The 12,588-nt window shown below is 70.5% G+C and carries 11 protein-coding genes; 3 read left to right on the top strand and 8 right to left on the bottom strand.

Features of this window, described 5'->3' with window-relative positions:
- Nucleotides 1-55: 55 nt before the first annotated feature.
- A complete protein-coding gene (locus GT354_RS00955) occupies nt 56-703 on the bottom strand; it encodes a GNAT family N-acetyltransferase (protein WP_161354214.1) in 648 nt (215 codons plus the stop codon).
- Nucleotides 704-905: 202 nt separating this feature from the next.
- Here GT354_RS00955 and GT354_RS00960 point away from each other — a divergent pair, with 202 nt between their 5' ends.
- On the top strand, nt 906-2,120 hold the full coding sequence (locus tag GT354_RS00960) for a pyridoxal phosphate-dependent aminotransferase (RefSeq protein ID WP_161354224.1): 1,215 nt from the start codon (nt 906-908) through the stop codon (nt 2,118-2,120).
- Between the two features lie 129 nt (nt 2,121-2,249).
- Here the strand turns inward: GT354_RS00960 and GT354_RS00965 are convergent, their stop codons facing one another.
- Both GT354_RS00965 and GT354_RS00970 read right to left on the bottom strand, forming a co-directional pair.
- A complete protein-coding gene (locus GT354_RS00965; RefSeq protein WP_161354215.1) occupies nt 2,250-3,167 on the bottom strand; it encodes an LLM class F420-dependent oxidoreductase in 918 nt (305 codons plus the stop codon).
- A gap of 53 nt (nt 3,168-3,220) precedes the next feature.
- Nucleotides 3,221-3,976, bottom strand: coding sequence for a transporter substrate-binding domain-containing protein (locus GT354_RS00970; RefSeq protein ID WP_161354216.1), 756 nt, complete (start codon nt 3,974-3,976; stop codon nt 3,221-3,223).
- A gap of 552 nt (nt 3,977-4,528) precedes the next feature.
- Here GT354_RS00970 and gdhA point away from each other — a divergent pair.
- Entirely contained in the window at nt 4,529-5,890 is a 1,362-nt protein-coding gene (gene gdhA, locus GT354_RS00975) for an NADP-specific glutamate dehydrogenase (protein ID WP_161354217.1), read from the top strand.
- A 128-nt stretch (nt 5,891-6,018) separates the two neighbouring features.
- Here the strand turns inward: gdhA and GT354_RS00980 are convergent, their stop codons facing one another.
- Both GT354_RS00980 and GT354_RS00985 read right to left on the bottom strand, forming a co-directional pair.
- A complete protein-coding gene (locus GT354_RS00980) occupies nt 6,019-6,486 on the bottom strand; it encodes a GNAT family N-acetyltransferase (RefSeq protein ID WP_161354218.1) in 468 nt (155 codons plus the stop codon).
- 16 nt (nt 6,487-6,502) lie between these two features.
- Complete coding sequence (locus GT354_RS00985; protein ID WP_161354219.1) at nt 6,503-7,978, bottom strand: MFS transporter; 1,476 nt, start codon at nt 7,976-7,978, stop codon at nt 6,503-6,505.
- Between the two features lie 231 nt (nt 7,979-8,209).
- On the opposite strand from GT354_RS00985, the gene GT354_RS00990 reads away from it, so the two are divergent.
- Nucleotides 8,210-9,199: a LysR family transcriptional regulator gene (locus GT354_RS00990; protein ID WP_161354220.1), complete on the top strand. Its 990-nt coding sequence runs from the start codon at nt 8,210-8,212 to the stop codon at nt 9,197-9,199.
- A 68-nt stretch (nt 9,200-9,267) separates the two neighbouring features.
- Here GT354_RS00990 and GT354_RS00995 read toward each other — a convergent pair whose 3' ends face one another.
- From GT354_RS00995 to GT354_RS01005, 3 genes are all read right to left on the bottom strand, one after another.
- Nucleotides 9,268-9,720: a VOC family protein gene (locus tag GT354_RS00995; RefSeq protein ID WP_161354221.1), complete on the bottom strand. Its 453-nt coding sequence runs from the start codon at nt 9,718-9,720 to the stop codon at nt 9,268-9,270.
- A gap of 142 nt (nt 9,721-9,862) precedes the next feature.
- Complete coding sequence (locus tag GT354_RS01000) at nt 9,863-10,660, bottom strand: PhzF family phenazine biosynthesis isomerase (protein ID WP_161354222.1); 798 nt, start codon at nt 10,658-10,660, stop codon at nt 9,863-9,865.
- A gap of 147 nt (nt 10,661-10,807) precedes the next feature.
- Nucleotides 10,808-12,588, bottom strand: a 1,781-nt coding sequence (locus GT354_RS01005; protein WP_161354223.1) for a vWA domain-containing protein, incomplete at its 5' end; no start/stop codon positions are given.

A 12,588-nucleotide genomic window follows, 5' to 3' on the forward strand; every position in this document is an offset into this window, starting at 1 on the left:
CCGCGTCCGCCACCCCAGGGCCGGAAGGCGCACCCCTACGCCGTCGCCCGCCGGTTCAGACCGGGGCCCAGGCCGGGCGGTAGGCCGTGTCGCCCGGCCCCGCCGCCGGGGCGGGGGCGGCGTGTCTGGCTGCCGGGACGTGCTGCATGGACGTGTGGGCCTCGCCGTCGACCACGGTTCGGCCGCCGCGTGGTTGGAAGCCCCTGCGGGTGAACCAGTCGGCGCTGCGCGCGTACACGTCCGTGATCACCGGTCGTGCTCCCGCCACCACGAGCGCGTGCCTGACCAGCATCGTCGCGTGCCCCTGCCTGCGGTACGCGAGGAGTGTGCACACCCGGGCCATCCGCAGCACACCGTCGCCCTCGTCGGTCAGCCGCAGGGTCGCGATGGTCTCGCCGGCTCGTTCGGCCCACAGGTGCGTGGTGCCGTACTCGATGTCTCGGCCGTCGGGATCGAGCCAGGGCTGTCGACGTGCGACGACGAAGACCCGGCTGCGGAGCGTCAGCAACCGGTACAGGTTCGCGGCGTTGATCTCGCCCGCGGTTCCGTAGAAGTACGACACGTCGTCCATGTCCGGCAGAGTGGCATCCCCTATGGGCGGTTCGGGCAACTCGGATATGCCCGCCGGGCAACGCTCGGGTGAATTCTTGACGTCCACCAACGCCTCCCCGACCGCCCGCCGACCGCGTACCGCTCTCGTCACAACGGCGTCCCGATGACGCTCGCGGAGCACGACGTGGCAAATATCCCACTGCGTACGGCCCTCTCGCGTGGAACACTCCCAGGGTCGCCCGCCGACGCAGCGCACCCGAAACCCGTGCGCGTGGATCAGGTGGGCGGTCGCCCCGCGAGGAGGAGATATCCAGGTGAGCGTCGAAGAGTTGTCGAATCCACAGAGTCGTCCGCTGCCCGAGCTGCGCCAGTCGGGCAAGCTCGCGGACGTCTGTTACGACATTCGCGGTCCGGTTCTCGACGAGGCCAAGCGCCTCGAGGACGAGGGACACCGCATCCTCAAGCTGAACATCGGCAACCCCGCGCCGTTCGGCTTCGAGGCACCCGACGAAATCCTGCACGATGTCATCCGCAACCTTCCCACGGCACAGGGCTACTCCGATTCCAAGGGCGTACTGACGGCCAGGCGCGCGGTCGTCCAGCACTACCAGACGCGGGGCATCGAGGGCGTGGACGTCGACGACGTCTATCTCGGCAACGGCGTCTCCGAGCTGATCGTGATGGCGCTCCAGGCGCTGCTCGACAACGGCGACGAGGTTTTGGTCCCGATGCCGGACTACCCGTTGTGGACCGCCGCGGTCAGTCTGTCCGGCGGCACACCGGTGCACTACATGTGCGACGAGGGCGCCGACTGGTATCCCGACCTCGACGACATGGCCGCCAAGATCACCGATCGCACGCGCGCGATCGTGGTGATCAACCCGAACAACCCGACCGGCTCGGTCTATCCCGAATCGGTCCTCGAGGGCATCGTCCGGCTCGCCCGTGAGCACGGCCTCCTCCTGCTCGCCGACGAGATCTACGACAAGATCCTCTACGACGACGCGGTCCACGTACCGCTGGCCTCGCTCGCGCCCGACCTGCTGTGCCTGACCTTCAACGGCCTGTCCAAGGCGTACCGGGTGGCGGGGTTCCGCTCGGGTTGGCTGATGCTGTCGGGCCCCAAACGGCACGCGTCGAGCTACATCGAGGGCCTGAACATCCTGGCCAACATGCGTCTGTGCGCCAACGTGCCCTCGCAACACGCGATCGCCACCGCGCTCGGCGGCTACCAGAGCATCAACGACCTGGTCCTGCCCGGCGGCCGACTCGTCGCCCAGCGCGACGCCGCGTACGAGGCACTGATCTCGATCCCCGGCGTGACGTGCGTCAAGCCCAAGGGCGCGCTGTACGCGTTCCCGCGGATCGACCCCGAGGTCTGCAAGATCGTCGACGACGAGAAGTTCGTCTTCGACCTCCTCCAGAGCCAACGCATCCTGGTCGTCCAGGGCACCGGCTTCAACTGGCACCAGCCCGACCACTTCCGCGTGGTGACTCTCCCCCAGGTCGACGACCTGACGGACGCGATCACTCGAATCGGCGAGTTCATCGGCTCGTACAGCCAGTAACCGAGCATCGAAAAAGCGACCGGCGAACCGGCCGGCGGAAACGATCTCGGAGTCCGAGGGGGCCTTCGGCCGAAGCCACCCGCCGCCTCGAACTCCGAGATCTTTTTCGTGCGTTTCGGATCCGGCCGGTCACCCCAACAGCGGGCGGACCTTCAGGTTCGTCACGCGGGGTACGACGAGTTCGCCCAAGGCGGCGGTCTGTTCCAGATACTGGGCCCTGGTCGTGGCCGGCAGGGTCAGGGTCACGCCCGTGACGCCGTACTCCGCCTGTTCGGTCAGGTCGGCGACGATCGCCTCGTGGTCGATGCCGTCGCCGTCGAACATGCTCATGCCGCGCGGCATGAAGGTGATGTCGATCGGGTCGGTGCGGCCGACCGACTCGGCGTACTCGCGGGCGTAGTCGAGACGGGCCTTGAGGTCGTCCAGGGTTTCCAGGCCGGGCGTCTTGAGATACTTCGACGCGGCGGCCGGGGCCGGCATCGGCAGCCAGCCGTCGCCGAGGTCGACCACTCGACGAATCGCGCGCTTGCTGTTGCCGCCCACCCACACCGGGATCCGGTTCTGGGCCGGGCGCGGTCGCATCGTGTTGCCGTCGACGCTCTCGCCGGTCCACGCCGCGCGCATCGCCCGCAGAGCGTCGTCCAGCACGTCGTTGCGGTTGGCGAAGTCGGCGCCCAGGGCCGCGAACTCGGGCTCCAGGTAGCCGGCGCCCACACCCAGGATCAGTCGGCCGCCGGAGAGCGCGTCCAGCGACGAGAGCATCTTGGCCGACAGGTACGGATTGCGGTACGCCGGTACGAACAGGTTCGTGTGCAGCCGCAGCCGGGTCGTGGCCGCCGCCGCGAAGGACAGCGTGACCATCGGGTCGAGGGTGTGGTGGCCGCCGTGGGCCAGCCACTGGTCGCCGGGAAACGGGTGGTCGGTGGTGAAGACCGCGTCGAACCCGGCGGCCTCGGCCGCGCGGGACATCTCCGTCACGGCCTCGGCGCTGATCAGGTCGGCGCCGGCCTCGACCAGGTGCGTGGGCAGTCCGAGCGAAAGGAACATGGCGGCAACGTAGCAGCGACCTGACGGGGCGTCAGTAACCGCTGCCACAAAGGTCAACCCTGGTACGTGGTGACGGGTGCGGTGGCGTTGCCGAGGACCTTGGCGAACCACGTGTCGTACATCTTCTGCCAGGTGCCGTCGCTCTTGAGCCGCTCCAGGACGCCGTTGAGGAACCGGACGAAATCGGTCTGCCCCTTGGGTACCGCCATGGCCGCGCGCTCGTCCTTCTCGGTCGAGACGACCACCTTGAGTTCCGGGTCCTGCTCGTGCAGGCTCTCCAGAAGCGCCCGGTTGGTGTAGGCCGCCGCAACCCGGCCCTGTTGCAGGGCGACGAGGCAGTCGGTCCGGTCCGACACTCGGTACAGCTTGGCCTTCGACTCGGCGATCCGCCGTTCCGGCGTGGTGTTCGAGGACGCGCACACGTACTCTCCGGCCAAGTCGTCCAAGGACTTGACCGTCGAGTTCTTGGGCACGAGCAGGCTCAGCGAGTCCGCGAAATAGGCGGCGGAGAAGTCCACTTTCTGCCACCGGTCGCACGTGATGGTCACCGCGTCCACCACCAGGTCCACCGTGGGCGCCACCACGGTGCCGTTCGACGTCGTGGAGCCCAGCACGTCCAGGCGGCGACCCGGGGGGATCACCTCGAAGCGGATCGCGTCCGGATTGCCGAAGATCGCCGCGGCCACCTGCCGGGCGAGGTCTATGTCGAAGCCCTCCAGGGTCTGATCCTGGGTGTTGGGCGCCGCGAACATCCGGGTGTTCTGGTCCACTCCGACCACCAGGACACCGCGATCCTGTATCGCCCGCATCGTCGAGCCCGTCGGCATCGCGCCGGGCCGCGCCGGGGCCGAGGGCGTCAGATTGCGGCTCGGGTCGCACGGCGGGGCGGGTACCGGCGGCGCAAGCCGGAAATCGGGTTGCCCGATCTCCAGCGGGACCTGCCGGGGCTGCGACGGCCGGTCAGCCGAGGTCGACGTCGCATCGTCGCCGCCGCTGCAGCCGGCCGCGACCAACACCGTTGCCAGAACCGCCACTCGAAGTGACGCCGCGTCAATTCTCTTGAACCACACGCGATGCAGCATCTCAGGCGACCGATGAAATGAACGAGGCACCTCCCTCACACCGGTCACAGTCGGACCACACCCGGACCACACCCGAACGATTCACGAAAGAACCGATGACCGAACCGACGGACAACCCGGTGGACGCCGCGACGGACGAATCGACCGAACAACGTCGGACATAACACCGGACACACACCCGAACGGGGGTCACCCTGATCACGTCCGCCGCTGTGGACGGATAGCGTGTTCGCCTGCAACGGCCGCGACGCGCCCCCCGTCGATGGAAGGACCTTCACCATGACCACCCAGGTATTCGCCGATCTGCACGGCCACGCCGGGACCACGTTCGCCGAAGTGCTGCGCCGCAACCCCGGTGAACCGGAATTCCACCAGGCCGTACACGAGGTCCTGGAAAGCCTCGGCGCCGCGCTCGCCAAGCGCCCCGAGCTTGCCGACGCGGCGCTTCTCGAACGCCTCGTGGAGCCCGAGCGACAGCTGATGTTCCGAGTGCCGTGGACCGACGACACGGGTCGAGTGCGAGTCAACCGCGGCTTTCGGGTCGAGTTCAACGGCGCGCTCGGCCCGTACAAGGGTGGCCTGCGCTTCCACCCGTCGGTGAACCTGAGCGTGGTCAAGTTCCTCGGCTTCGAGCAGATCTTCAAGAACGCGCTCACCGGCCTGGGCATCGGCGGCGGCAAGGGCGGCTCGGACTTCGACCCCAAGGGCCGCTCCGACGCCGAGGTGATGCGCTTTTGTCAGTCGTTCATGACCGAGTTGTACCGGCACCTGGGCGAGCACACCGACGTCCCGGCCGGCGACATCGGTGTCGGCGGGCGCGAGATCGGCTACCTCTTCGGGCAGTACCGGCGGATCACCAACCGCTACGAGACCGGCGTGCTCACCGGCAAGGGTCTGGGCTGGGGCGGCTCGCACGTGCGGACCGAGGCCACCGGCTACGGCTGTGTGTACTTCCTCGCCGAGATGCTGCGCGTGCGCGGCGAGGACCTGGAGGGCCGGCGTGCGGTCGTGTCCGGGTCGGGCAACGTGTCGATCTTCGCGATCGAGAAGGCGCGGGAACTGGGCGCGCTGATCGTGGCGTGCTCCGACTCCTCGGGCTACATCGTCGACGACAAGGGCATCGACCTGGAGATCCTCAAGGACATCAAGCTCAACCGTCGCGGCCGGATCGCGGAGTACGCCGAGCGCGTCCCGCACGCGCGCTACGTCGCGGGCGGCTCGGTCTGGGAAGTCCCGTGCGATGTGGCCCTGCCGTGCGCGACCCAGAACGAGATCGACGGCCCCACCGCCGCGCACCTGATCAAGCACGGGCTGACGGCGGTGGCCGAGGGCGCGAACATGCCGTGTGACCCCGACGCGGTGCACCTGTTCCGCGAGGCGGGCGTGGCCTTCGCGCCCGGCAAGGCGTCCAACGCGGGTGGCGTGGCCACCTCCGCCCTGGAGATGGCTCAAAACGCCGCCCGCACGTCCTGGACCTTCACCGACACCGACACCAGGCTCGGCACGATCATGCGCGACATCCACGCGACGTGCCTGGAGACCGCGGCCGAACACGGCGACGAGGGCAACTACGTCCTGGGTGCCAACATCGCCGGTTTCCTGCGGGTCGCCGAGGCGATGACCGCCTTCGGCGTGGTGTAGCCGAGCCCTCGAATCGCCGAGATCACCCCGCGCGCCCGCCCCGCCTCGCTTGTTCGAGTCCGGGGCGGGCGGCTGCCCGCGAACCCCGCGCCGACCACCGTGTCCCGACGCTCACCGTCCTTCGGCCGTCACTCGACGACGCGGCGATACACCTGACGCGATCCGCCCTCGGGGCCTGGTTCGCCGGGCTCGGCCGGGCTGAAGCCGAGGCTTTCGTAGAAGGCGCGCGAGCCGCCGAGAACGGCGCCCGGGTGGTCCGCTCCGAACGTCACCACCTCGACCGTGCCCGGGCCGCGCACGAACCTGCGCGTCGCCTCGGCCATCAGGCTCCGGCCCACGCCCAGCCCCCGGGCCTGTTCGGACACCACGAGCCAGTGCACGTGATGGACGGGCGGTTCGGCGCCGAACAGCAGGCCGCCGAGCGGTTGCGTACCCGAATCGGCCGGTGCGATCAGGGCCATGCCGGTGCGGATGTGTTCTTCGACGGCCGCCTGGAACTGCGGTTCGTCGACCATCGGGCCGAACCAGTGCTCCACTTGGGCCGCGAGGCCCAGGAAGCCGGGCAGGTCGTGCGTTCGGGCAGGTCTGATCGTCATCCGAACAGTATTTCGGTCATGCCACGGGCTCCTTGACCGGCTGCGCGGCGGGCTCGGCGGCGGCAGGGGCGGGGCGGTTGCGGTAGCCGACGGCCACCGCGACCGTCGCGAGCAACAGTGTCGCGCCCACCACCGTGAACCCGACCGACATCGCGTCGGTGAACGACTCGACCACGCGGGCGTGTTCCGCGCCGCGAGCTCGGCCCAACTCGGCGGCCGGCTCACCGGAGAAGCGCGTGGCCAGGATCGTGCCGAACACCGCCACTCCGAGCGCGGCGCCGATCTCGCGGGCCGCGGTGTTCAGCCCCGAGCCCATTCCGGCCCGGTGCCGCGGGAGTTCGGAGACCACCCCGAAGGACAGCGCGGGCGCGGACAGGCCCATCCCGACGGACAGGATCAGCAGGTATCCGGCGTAGACCACGTACGACGTCCCGGCGTCGACCGTCGCCATGCACAGCAGCCCGATGCCGATCAGGCTCAGCCCGCCGACCACCACCGACCGTGTCCCGTAGCGCTGCTGGAGCTTGACCGCGACCTTCGGCGCGAGCGCCATGCCCACGGTGAGCGGGACGATCGCGAAGCCCGACCGCATCGCGGAGAAGCCCTTCACGTACTGCAGATATTGGGCATTGACGAAGAACAGCGCGAAAAGCCCGAAGAAGCTCGCCCCGATCCCCAGAACGCCGGCCCGCAGCCGGGGCGACGCGAACACCCGCGGGTCGAGCAGCGGGTGTTCCACCCGCAACGCGTGCAGCACGAAGACCGCGAGCAGCAGTACGCCGAGCGCGAAACCGGCGATCACCTCGGCGGAACCCCACCCCAGGCTCGGCCCCTCGATGATTCCGTACAGCACCCCCACCAGGCCCGCGATCAGCAACGCGGAGCCGATCGGGTCGAGCGCGGCCGGGTGGGTGTCGGTGCGCGGTGTGACCACCTGAACGAGGATCGCGAGCACGACCGCGAGCGGCACCATGGCCCAGAACAGTCCCTGCCACGGGAGATACTCCTGGACCAGGCCGCCGCCCACGTTGCCGAGCAGGCCGCCGAGTCCGACCGCGAGTGTCCACGAGGCCATCGCCTGCGGACGCCGCTCGGGAGGGAAGACGTGCATCAGGATCGACATGGTCGCGGGCATGATCAGCGCGGCGCCCGCGCCGGAGATGCCGCGCCCGGCGATCAGCATGGCGGAGTTCACCGCGAGCGCACTGGTCACGGCCCCGGCCGCGAACACACCGAGGCCGCCGATCAGCGCGCCCTTGCGGCCGAAGCGGTCGCCCAGGGCACCGGCGGGGATCAGCAGACCGGCGAACACGATCACATACGCGTCGACGATCCACAGGATGCGACTCGGTGAGGGGTGGAGGTGGGACGCGGCCAGTTGCGGAATGGCCAGGTTGATCGCGGCGACCATGCTCTGCGCGACCGTCACGCAGGCACACATCGCGAGCAGTACGGCGCGCGAGGACGACGGGGCCCGGGCGGTTGTGGACATGCTTCCCCCAGAAATGGCGTTCGGTGAAGGCGTCGAATACGACGAGTCGGGTGCGAGGAGTCGATGCGAGGAGTCGAAGGAAAAAGGCCGAGCGAGGGTTGTCGACCGAGCGGGATCGACCGAGTGGGTTCGAGGAACGAAGCACCACCGGGATCCACACCGGCGGCTTCGGACTCCTTCACCGTAGGCTGTGGAGCCGATTGACTCCAGTGCATGTTTTGCATGGGAAGGATGCGTGTGACGCATTCCGCGATGGACCTCAACCTGCTCACCGCGCTCGACGTGCTCCTGGAGGAGTGCAGCGTGTCCGGCGCCGCCGAGCGCATGCACCTGTCCGAGCCCGCGATGAGTCGCACCCTGGGCCGGATCCGCAAGGCCGTCGGCGATCCGATCCTGGTCCGGGCCGGCCGCGCCATGGTGCCCACTCCGCACGCCCTCGCGATCCACGCCGAGGTCCGCGCCGTCGTCGAGCGCGCCCGCACCCTGTTCGCCGCGGCCGGCGACGTGGACCTGCGCACGCTGTCCCGCACGTTCACCGTGCTCGCGCACGACGTGTTCGCCGCCGCGTACGGCGCCGCGCTGTTCGAGCGGGCCCGGGTCGAGGCGCCGGGTGTGCGGCTGAAGTTCCTCGCGGAGAGCCACGTCGACACGCCGGCCCTGCGCGAGGGTGTCGCCGACCTGGAGGTGGGCGTGATCGACACCCGGGCACCGGAAGTATGCACCGAGCATCTGTTCGACGACCGGATGGTGGCGTGCGTACGCCCCGGTCACCCACTCCTCCGGGGCCCGATCACCCCCGCCCGCTTCGCCGCGGCCGACCACCTGATCGTGTCCCGGCGCGGCAAGCTGCACGGCCCGATCGACGGCGCGCTGGCCGAACTGGGCCTGACCCGCCGAGTGGTCGGCACGGCGCCGACCTTTCCGTCGTCGCTGTTCATCCTCACCGCGAGCGATCTGGTCGGTCTGGTAACCGGCTCGGTGAGCGCGGTCGCCGAGCAGTTGGGCCTGAAGACCTTCGACATCCCGCTCGACCTGCCGCCCGTGCCGCTCGGCCTCGCCTGGCACCCACGCCACGACGCGGACCCGGGACACGCGTGGCTGCGCCGATGCATGGGGGACACACTGGCGACGGCGCTCACGGTCGGCACGTCATCCGCAGCCGAAGGGGCGTCCGTCGCCGAACAGACGTCCGGCGCCGAAGGTCCGTCCACACCGGTCTGATCGATCCCGACCCCACCGTCACCCTCGAACGAGCCTTCGCCGCGTGTGCACCGCGGCTCGCGCTCGGCTCAGCCTTCGAGCTTCATCAGCTCTACCCGGGTGCCGTCCGGGTCGGCCAGGAAGACGAGTTCGGTCGAGCCGCTCTCGCTCTTCAGGCTCGCGCGTGTGTCGGCGAGCAGCGTGCCGCCGTGCTCGACCAGGCGGGCCGCGGCGGCGTCCACGTCCTCGACGATGAAGGACAGGTGGGTCAGGCCGAGCTGGTTGCGGCGCTGCGACGGCGTGCCGAGGGTGTCGGGCGACGCGTAGTGCAGGAGTTCGACGACCATGCCCGCCTTGGCGATCATCTGCGACACGAGGCGGACCTCGCCGGCCACCTCCAGTGTGTGCGCGACCTCGTTGCCCACGTCGTAGCGCACCACCGGGGCGAAGCCCAGGCCGTCGCAGTAGAACCGCATCGCGCGGTCCAGGTCGGTGACGCACAGGCCCAGGTGGGACGCGTTGTAGGTGATGGCGTCGGACATGGCGCGGCTCCCGGAGTTGCTGACGATGCGTCAGATCGATTGGAGTCCGCACGATAGCGAGGGGATCGACAATGATCCACCGACACGGGCGACGGGCCCACCAGCGTCCCTCGCGAGACCTCGACCTACCGACGTCCCGCCCCTATTCGGCGAGCAGCTCCCCTTCGAGCGTCGTGACCGCCTGCCCGAACAGCAGCACGCGATCACCGTGCAGTTCGACGCCGACCGTGCCGCCGCGCGCGGACAGCTGGACGCCGGTCATCCGTCGCCGGTCCAGGCGCGGCGCCCAGTAGGGGCCGAGCACGCAGTGCGCGGAGCCGGTGACCGGGTCCTCCGCGACACCGACGGAGGGGGCGAACACGCGCGAGACGAAGTCGCCCCGCTCGCCGCCCGCCGCGGTGACGATCACGGCCCGATACGGCAGGGCGCCCAGCGCTGCCGAGTCCGGATCGACCGCGCGGACCACCGCCGGCGAGGCCACCTCGACGAGGAGGTCGTCGCCGCCCGCCGCGACCGCGACCGGTTCGACGCCCAGCGCGAGCCCGAGTTCGGCCGGCGCCGGCACGTCGCGCGGCGGCAAGGCCGGGAAGTCCAGCACCACACCCTCGCTGCCGAGCGTCGCGGTCAGCACGCCGCTGCGCGTCGCGAAGCGGATCCGGGTCGCGGCCACGACGCCCTGGGTGAACAGCACGTGCGCGGTCGCCAGCGTCGCGTGCCCGCACAGGTCCACCTCGGTCACCGGGGTGAACCAGCGCAGCGCGAAGTCGGCCTCCCCGTGGGTGCTCGGCACCGCGAACGCGGTCTCGGAGTGGTTGAGTTCCGCCGCCACCGACTGCATCCACGCGACGTCCTCGGCGTGTGCGGCGTCGGGCAGGCACACGCCCGCCGGGTTGCCCCGGAACGGCCGGTCGGTGAAGGCGTCTACGACGTGGATACGCATGTTTTCAACGCTACCCGCCGAACTCCCGGTCAGGGTGTCTCCTTTACATCCCGCTCACGCGCTCACGCGCCCGGATGCCCACACGCCCTCGCGTACCTCGCTTCCACCGGCCCACCGCCCCACCGGCCCGCCGCCCCGCGCCCCCCTTCACGGCGCCTCCGCGCTCCGGCCACGCCGCAACCGCGGCCGGACCCACCTCCATCCGAACCACACGACACCGACGAGGGTGACCGTGCCCAACCCCGCGAGCAGCCAAGGCCACCAGCTGAGGTCCACCCGTTCGTCGCCGCGGTAGGCGAGTTCGGGGCCGCTCACCCCCGGGTCGATCACGAACGTGGTCTCGGGCAGGTGCTCCTTGAATGCCTCGGCGAGCGGTGTGCGCACCTCGCCGAAGACGCGGGCCTTCGCGTCGTAGTGGCCCGCGTCCTTCCACATGCCGTCGGTGCGATGGGTCTTCGCGGCAAGGTTGACCGAGAAGTACACCGGTTGCCCCGGCGCGAGCAGCGGCGCCCCGTCCTTGAGCCCGACCATGCCGACACCGTCGACGCGCAGGCTGGTCACCTGGAGCGGGACTCGCGCGGTGGTCGCGGTCAGCCGCAGGCACAGTTCGCGGCCGTCCGACAGGTCGAGCCGGGCACCGTCCGGCACGGGTTCGAACGACCGGCAGTCGACCGCGTCGGGTTCCTCGTCGGAGGGCATCAGCCAGGTCGCCTGAACCCCCTTGCCCCTGTCCTCGTCCACGATCCGGGCGGCGTTGCGCAGCCGCAGCGTGGTTCTGGCCTGGGTCAGGCTCGTGCCCGGGGCGGCCGGGTTGTCGCGCAGGACCCGAACGTCGGACAGGACCCGTTGCAGGGTGGGTCCGGCGCTGCTGTCGCTCGCGAGCGGGATCGCGAAGCCCTCGACCGCGCGGCCCTCCTCGCGCAGCCGGTCGAAGTCCTTGCGCAGGTCCGGTCCGATCGAGTCGCGGGGGGCGTCGGACAGGAGCAGTACTCCGTCGACCGAGTTCGGCGCGGAGGTGCGCAGCACGGTGAGCGCGCGTTCCAAGGCCGCGTGTACGTCACTGGGAGCGCCGTCGGCAACCGCCGAGGCGTCGCCTTGGAGCCCCGGGGCGGGTTCGCTCGCTCGCGCGGCGGGCAGGCGGGCGACCATCGCGGCGGCGTCGGTGACGGGTTCGAGTCCGTTGCCGTACTCGACGGCGGTCGTGTCGAACGTGACGAGCGCGACCCGGTCGTGCGCGGTGAGCGTGGCCAGGAATCCGGGCAGGGCGGCCTTGACCGCGTCGTAGCGGCCCGAGCGGCTCATCGACGCGGAGGTGTCGACGAGTACGACGTAGTTCACCCCGACGCGGTCCGCGCCCAGGGTCGCGATCAGCCGGTCGGCGCCGAACGGGTCGGGGGGCTCGGCGGTGGGCGCGGCCGCGACGCGGAGCGCGGTGGGGCGGGGCGTCGCCGACGTGTCGCCCGCGGGTCCGCCGACGAGCAGCGCGAGCAGGGCCACCACCACGGGGACGGCGAGCACTCGCAGGGTGTCGCCGTGTTTGAGCGCGGCCCGCAGTTGCTTGAGGTGGCGCCGGAAGGTGTCGAACTCGTCCTGTTCGTGGTCGACGACCAGGGCCGCGGCCTCGGGTCCCCACGCGTGGCCGGCGATCAGCAGGCGGATCGCGCGCAGTTCGCCCCGGGCGAGGCGCCCGTCGAGCCCGCGGGTGGTGAGTTCGCGTTCCAGGCCGGGCAGCAGCCGGTCCCGCTCGGATCGGTCGGCGGCTTCCCACCAGCGGCCCACCTCGCGCAGGTACAGTTCGCGGCGCGATCCCGCCGGGCCGTCCACGATTTCGCCCGCCCACACCCGGGCCACCGCGTCGGCGTCGACCCCGCGCAGCGCGTTGCGAAACCAGCCGCTCGCGGCGCGGGCGGCCAGTTCGGGGCGGGCGC

Source organism: Streptomyces sp. SID3343 (assembly GCF_009865215.1).
Taxonomy (GTDB): domain Bacteria; phylum Actinomycetota; class Actinomycetes; order Streptomycetales; family Streptomycetaceae; genus Embleya.

Excerpts from the sequence above, each read along its gene's own strand:
- GT354_RS00965 (WP_161354215.1), bottom strand. The coding sequence starts at position 3,167 with ATGTTCCTTTCGCTCGGACTGCCCACGCACCTGGTCGAGGCCGGCGCC.
- GT354_RS00970 (WP_161354216.1), bottom strand. The coding sequence starts at position 3,976 with ATGCGGGCGATACAGGATCGCGGTGTCCTGGTGGTCGGAGTGGACCAG.
- gdhA (WP_161354217.1), top strand. The coding sequence starts at position 4,529 with ATGACCACCCAGGTATTCGCCGATCTGCACGGCCACGCCGGGACCACG.
- GT354_RS00980 (WP_161354218.1), bottom strand. The coding sequence starts at position 6,486 with ATGACGATCAGACCTGCCCGAACGCACGACCTGCCCGGCTTCCTGGGC.
- GT354_RS00985 (WP_161354219.1), bottom strand. The coding sequence starts at position 7,978 with ATGTCCACAACCGCCCGGGCCCCGTCGTCCTCGCGCGCCGTACTGCTC.
- GT354_RS00990 (WP_161354220.1), top strand. The coding sequence starts at position 8,210 with ATGCGTGTGACGCATTCCGCGATGGACCTCAACCTGCTCACCGCGCTC.
- GT354_RS00995 (WP_161354221.1), bottom strand. The coding sequence starts at position 9,720 with ATGTCCGACGCCATCACCTACAACGCGTCCCACCTGGGCCTGTGCGTC.
- GT354_RS01000 (WP_161354222.1), bottom strand. The coding sequence starts at position 10,660 with ATGCGTATCCACGTCGTAGACGCCTTCACCGACCGGCCGTTCCGGGGC.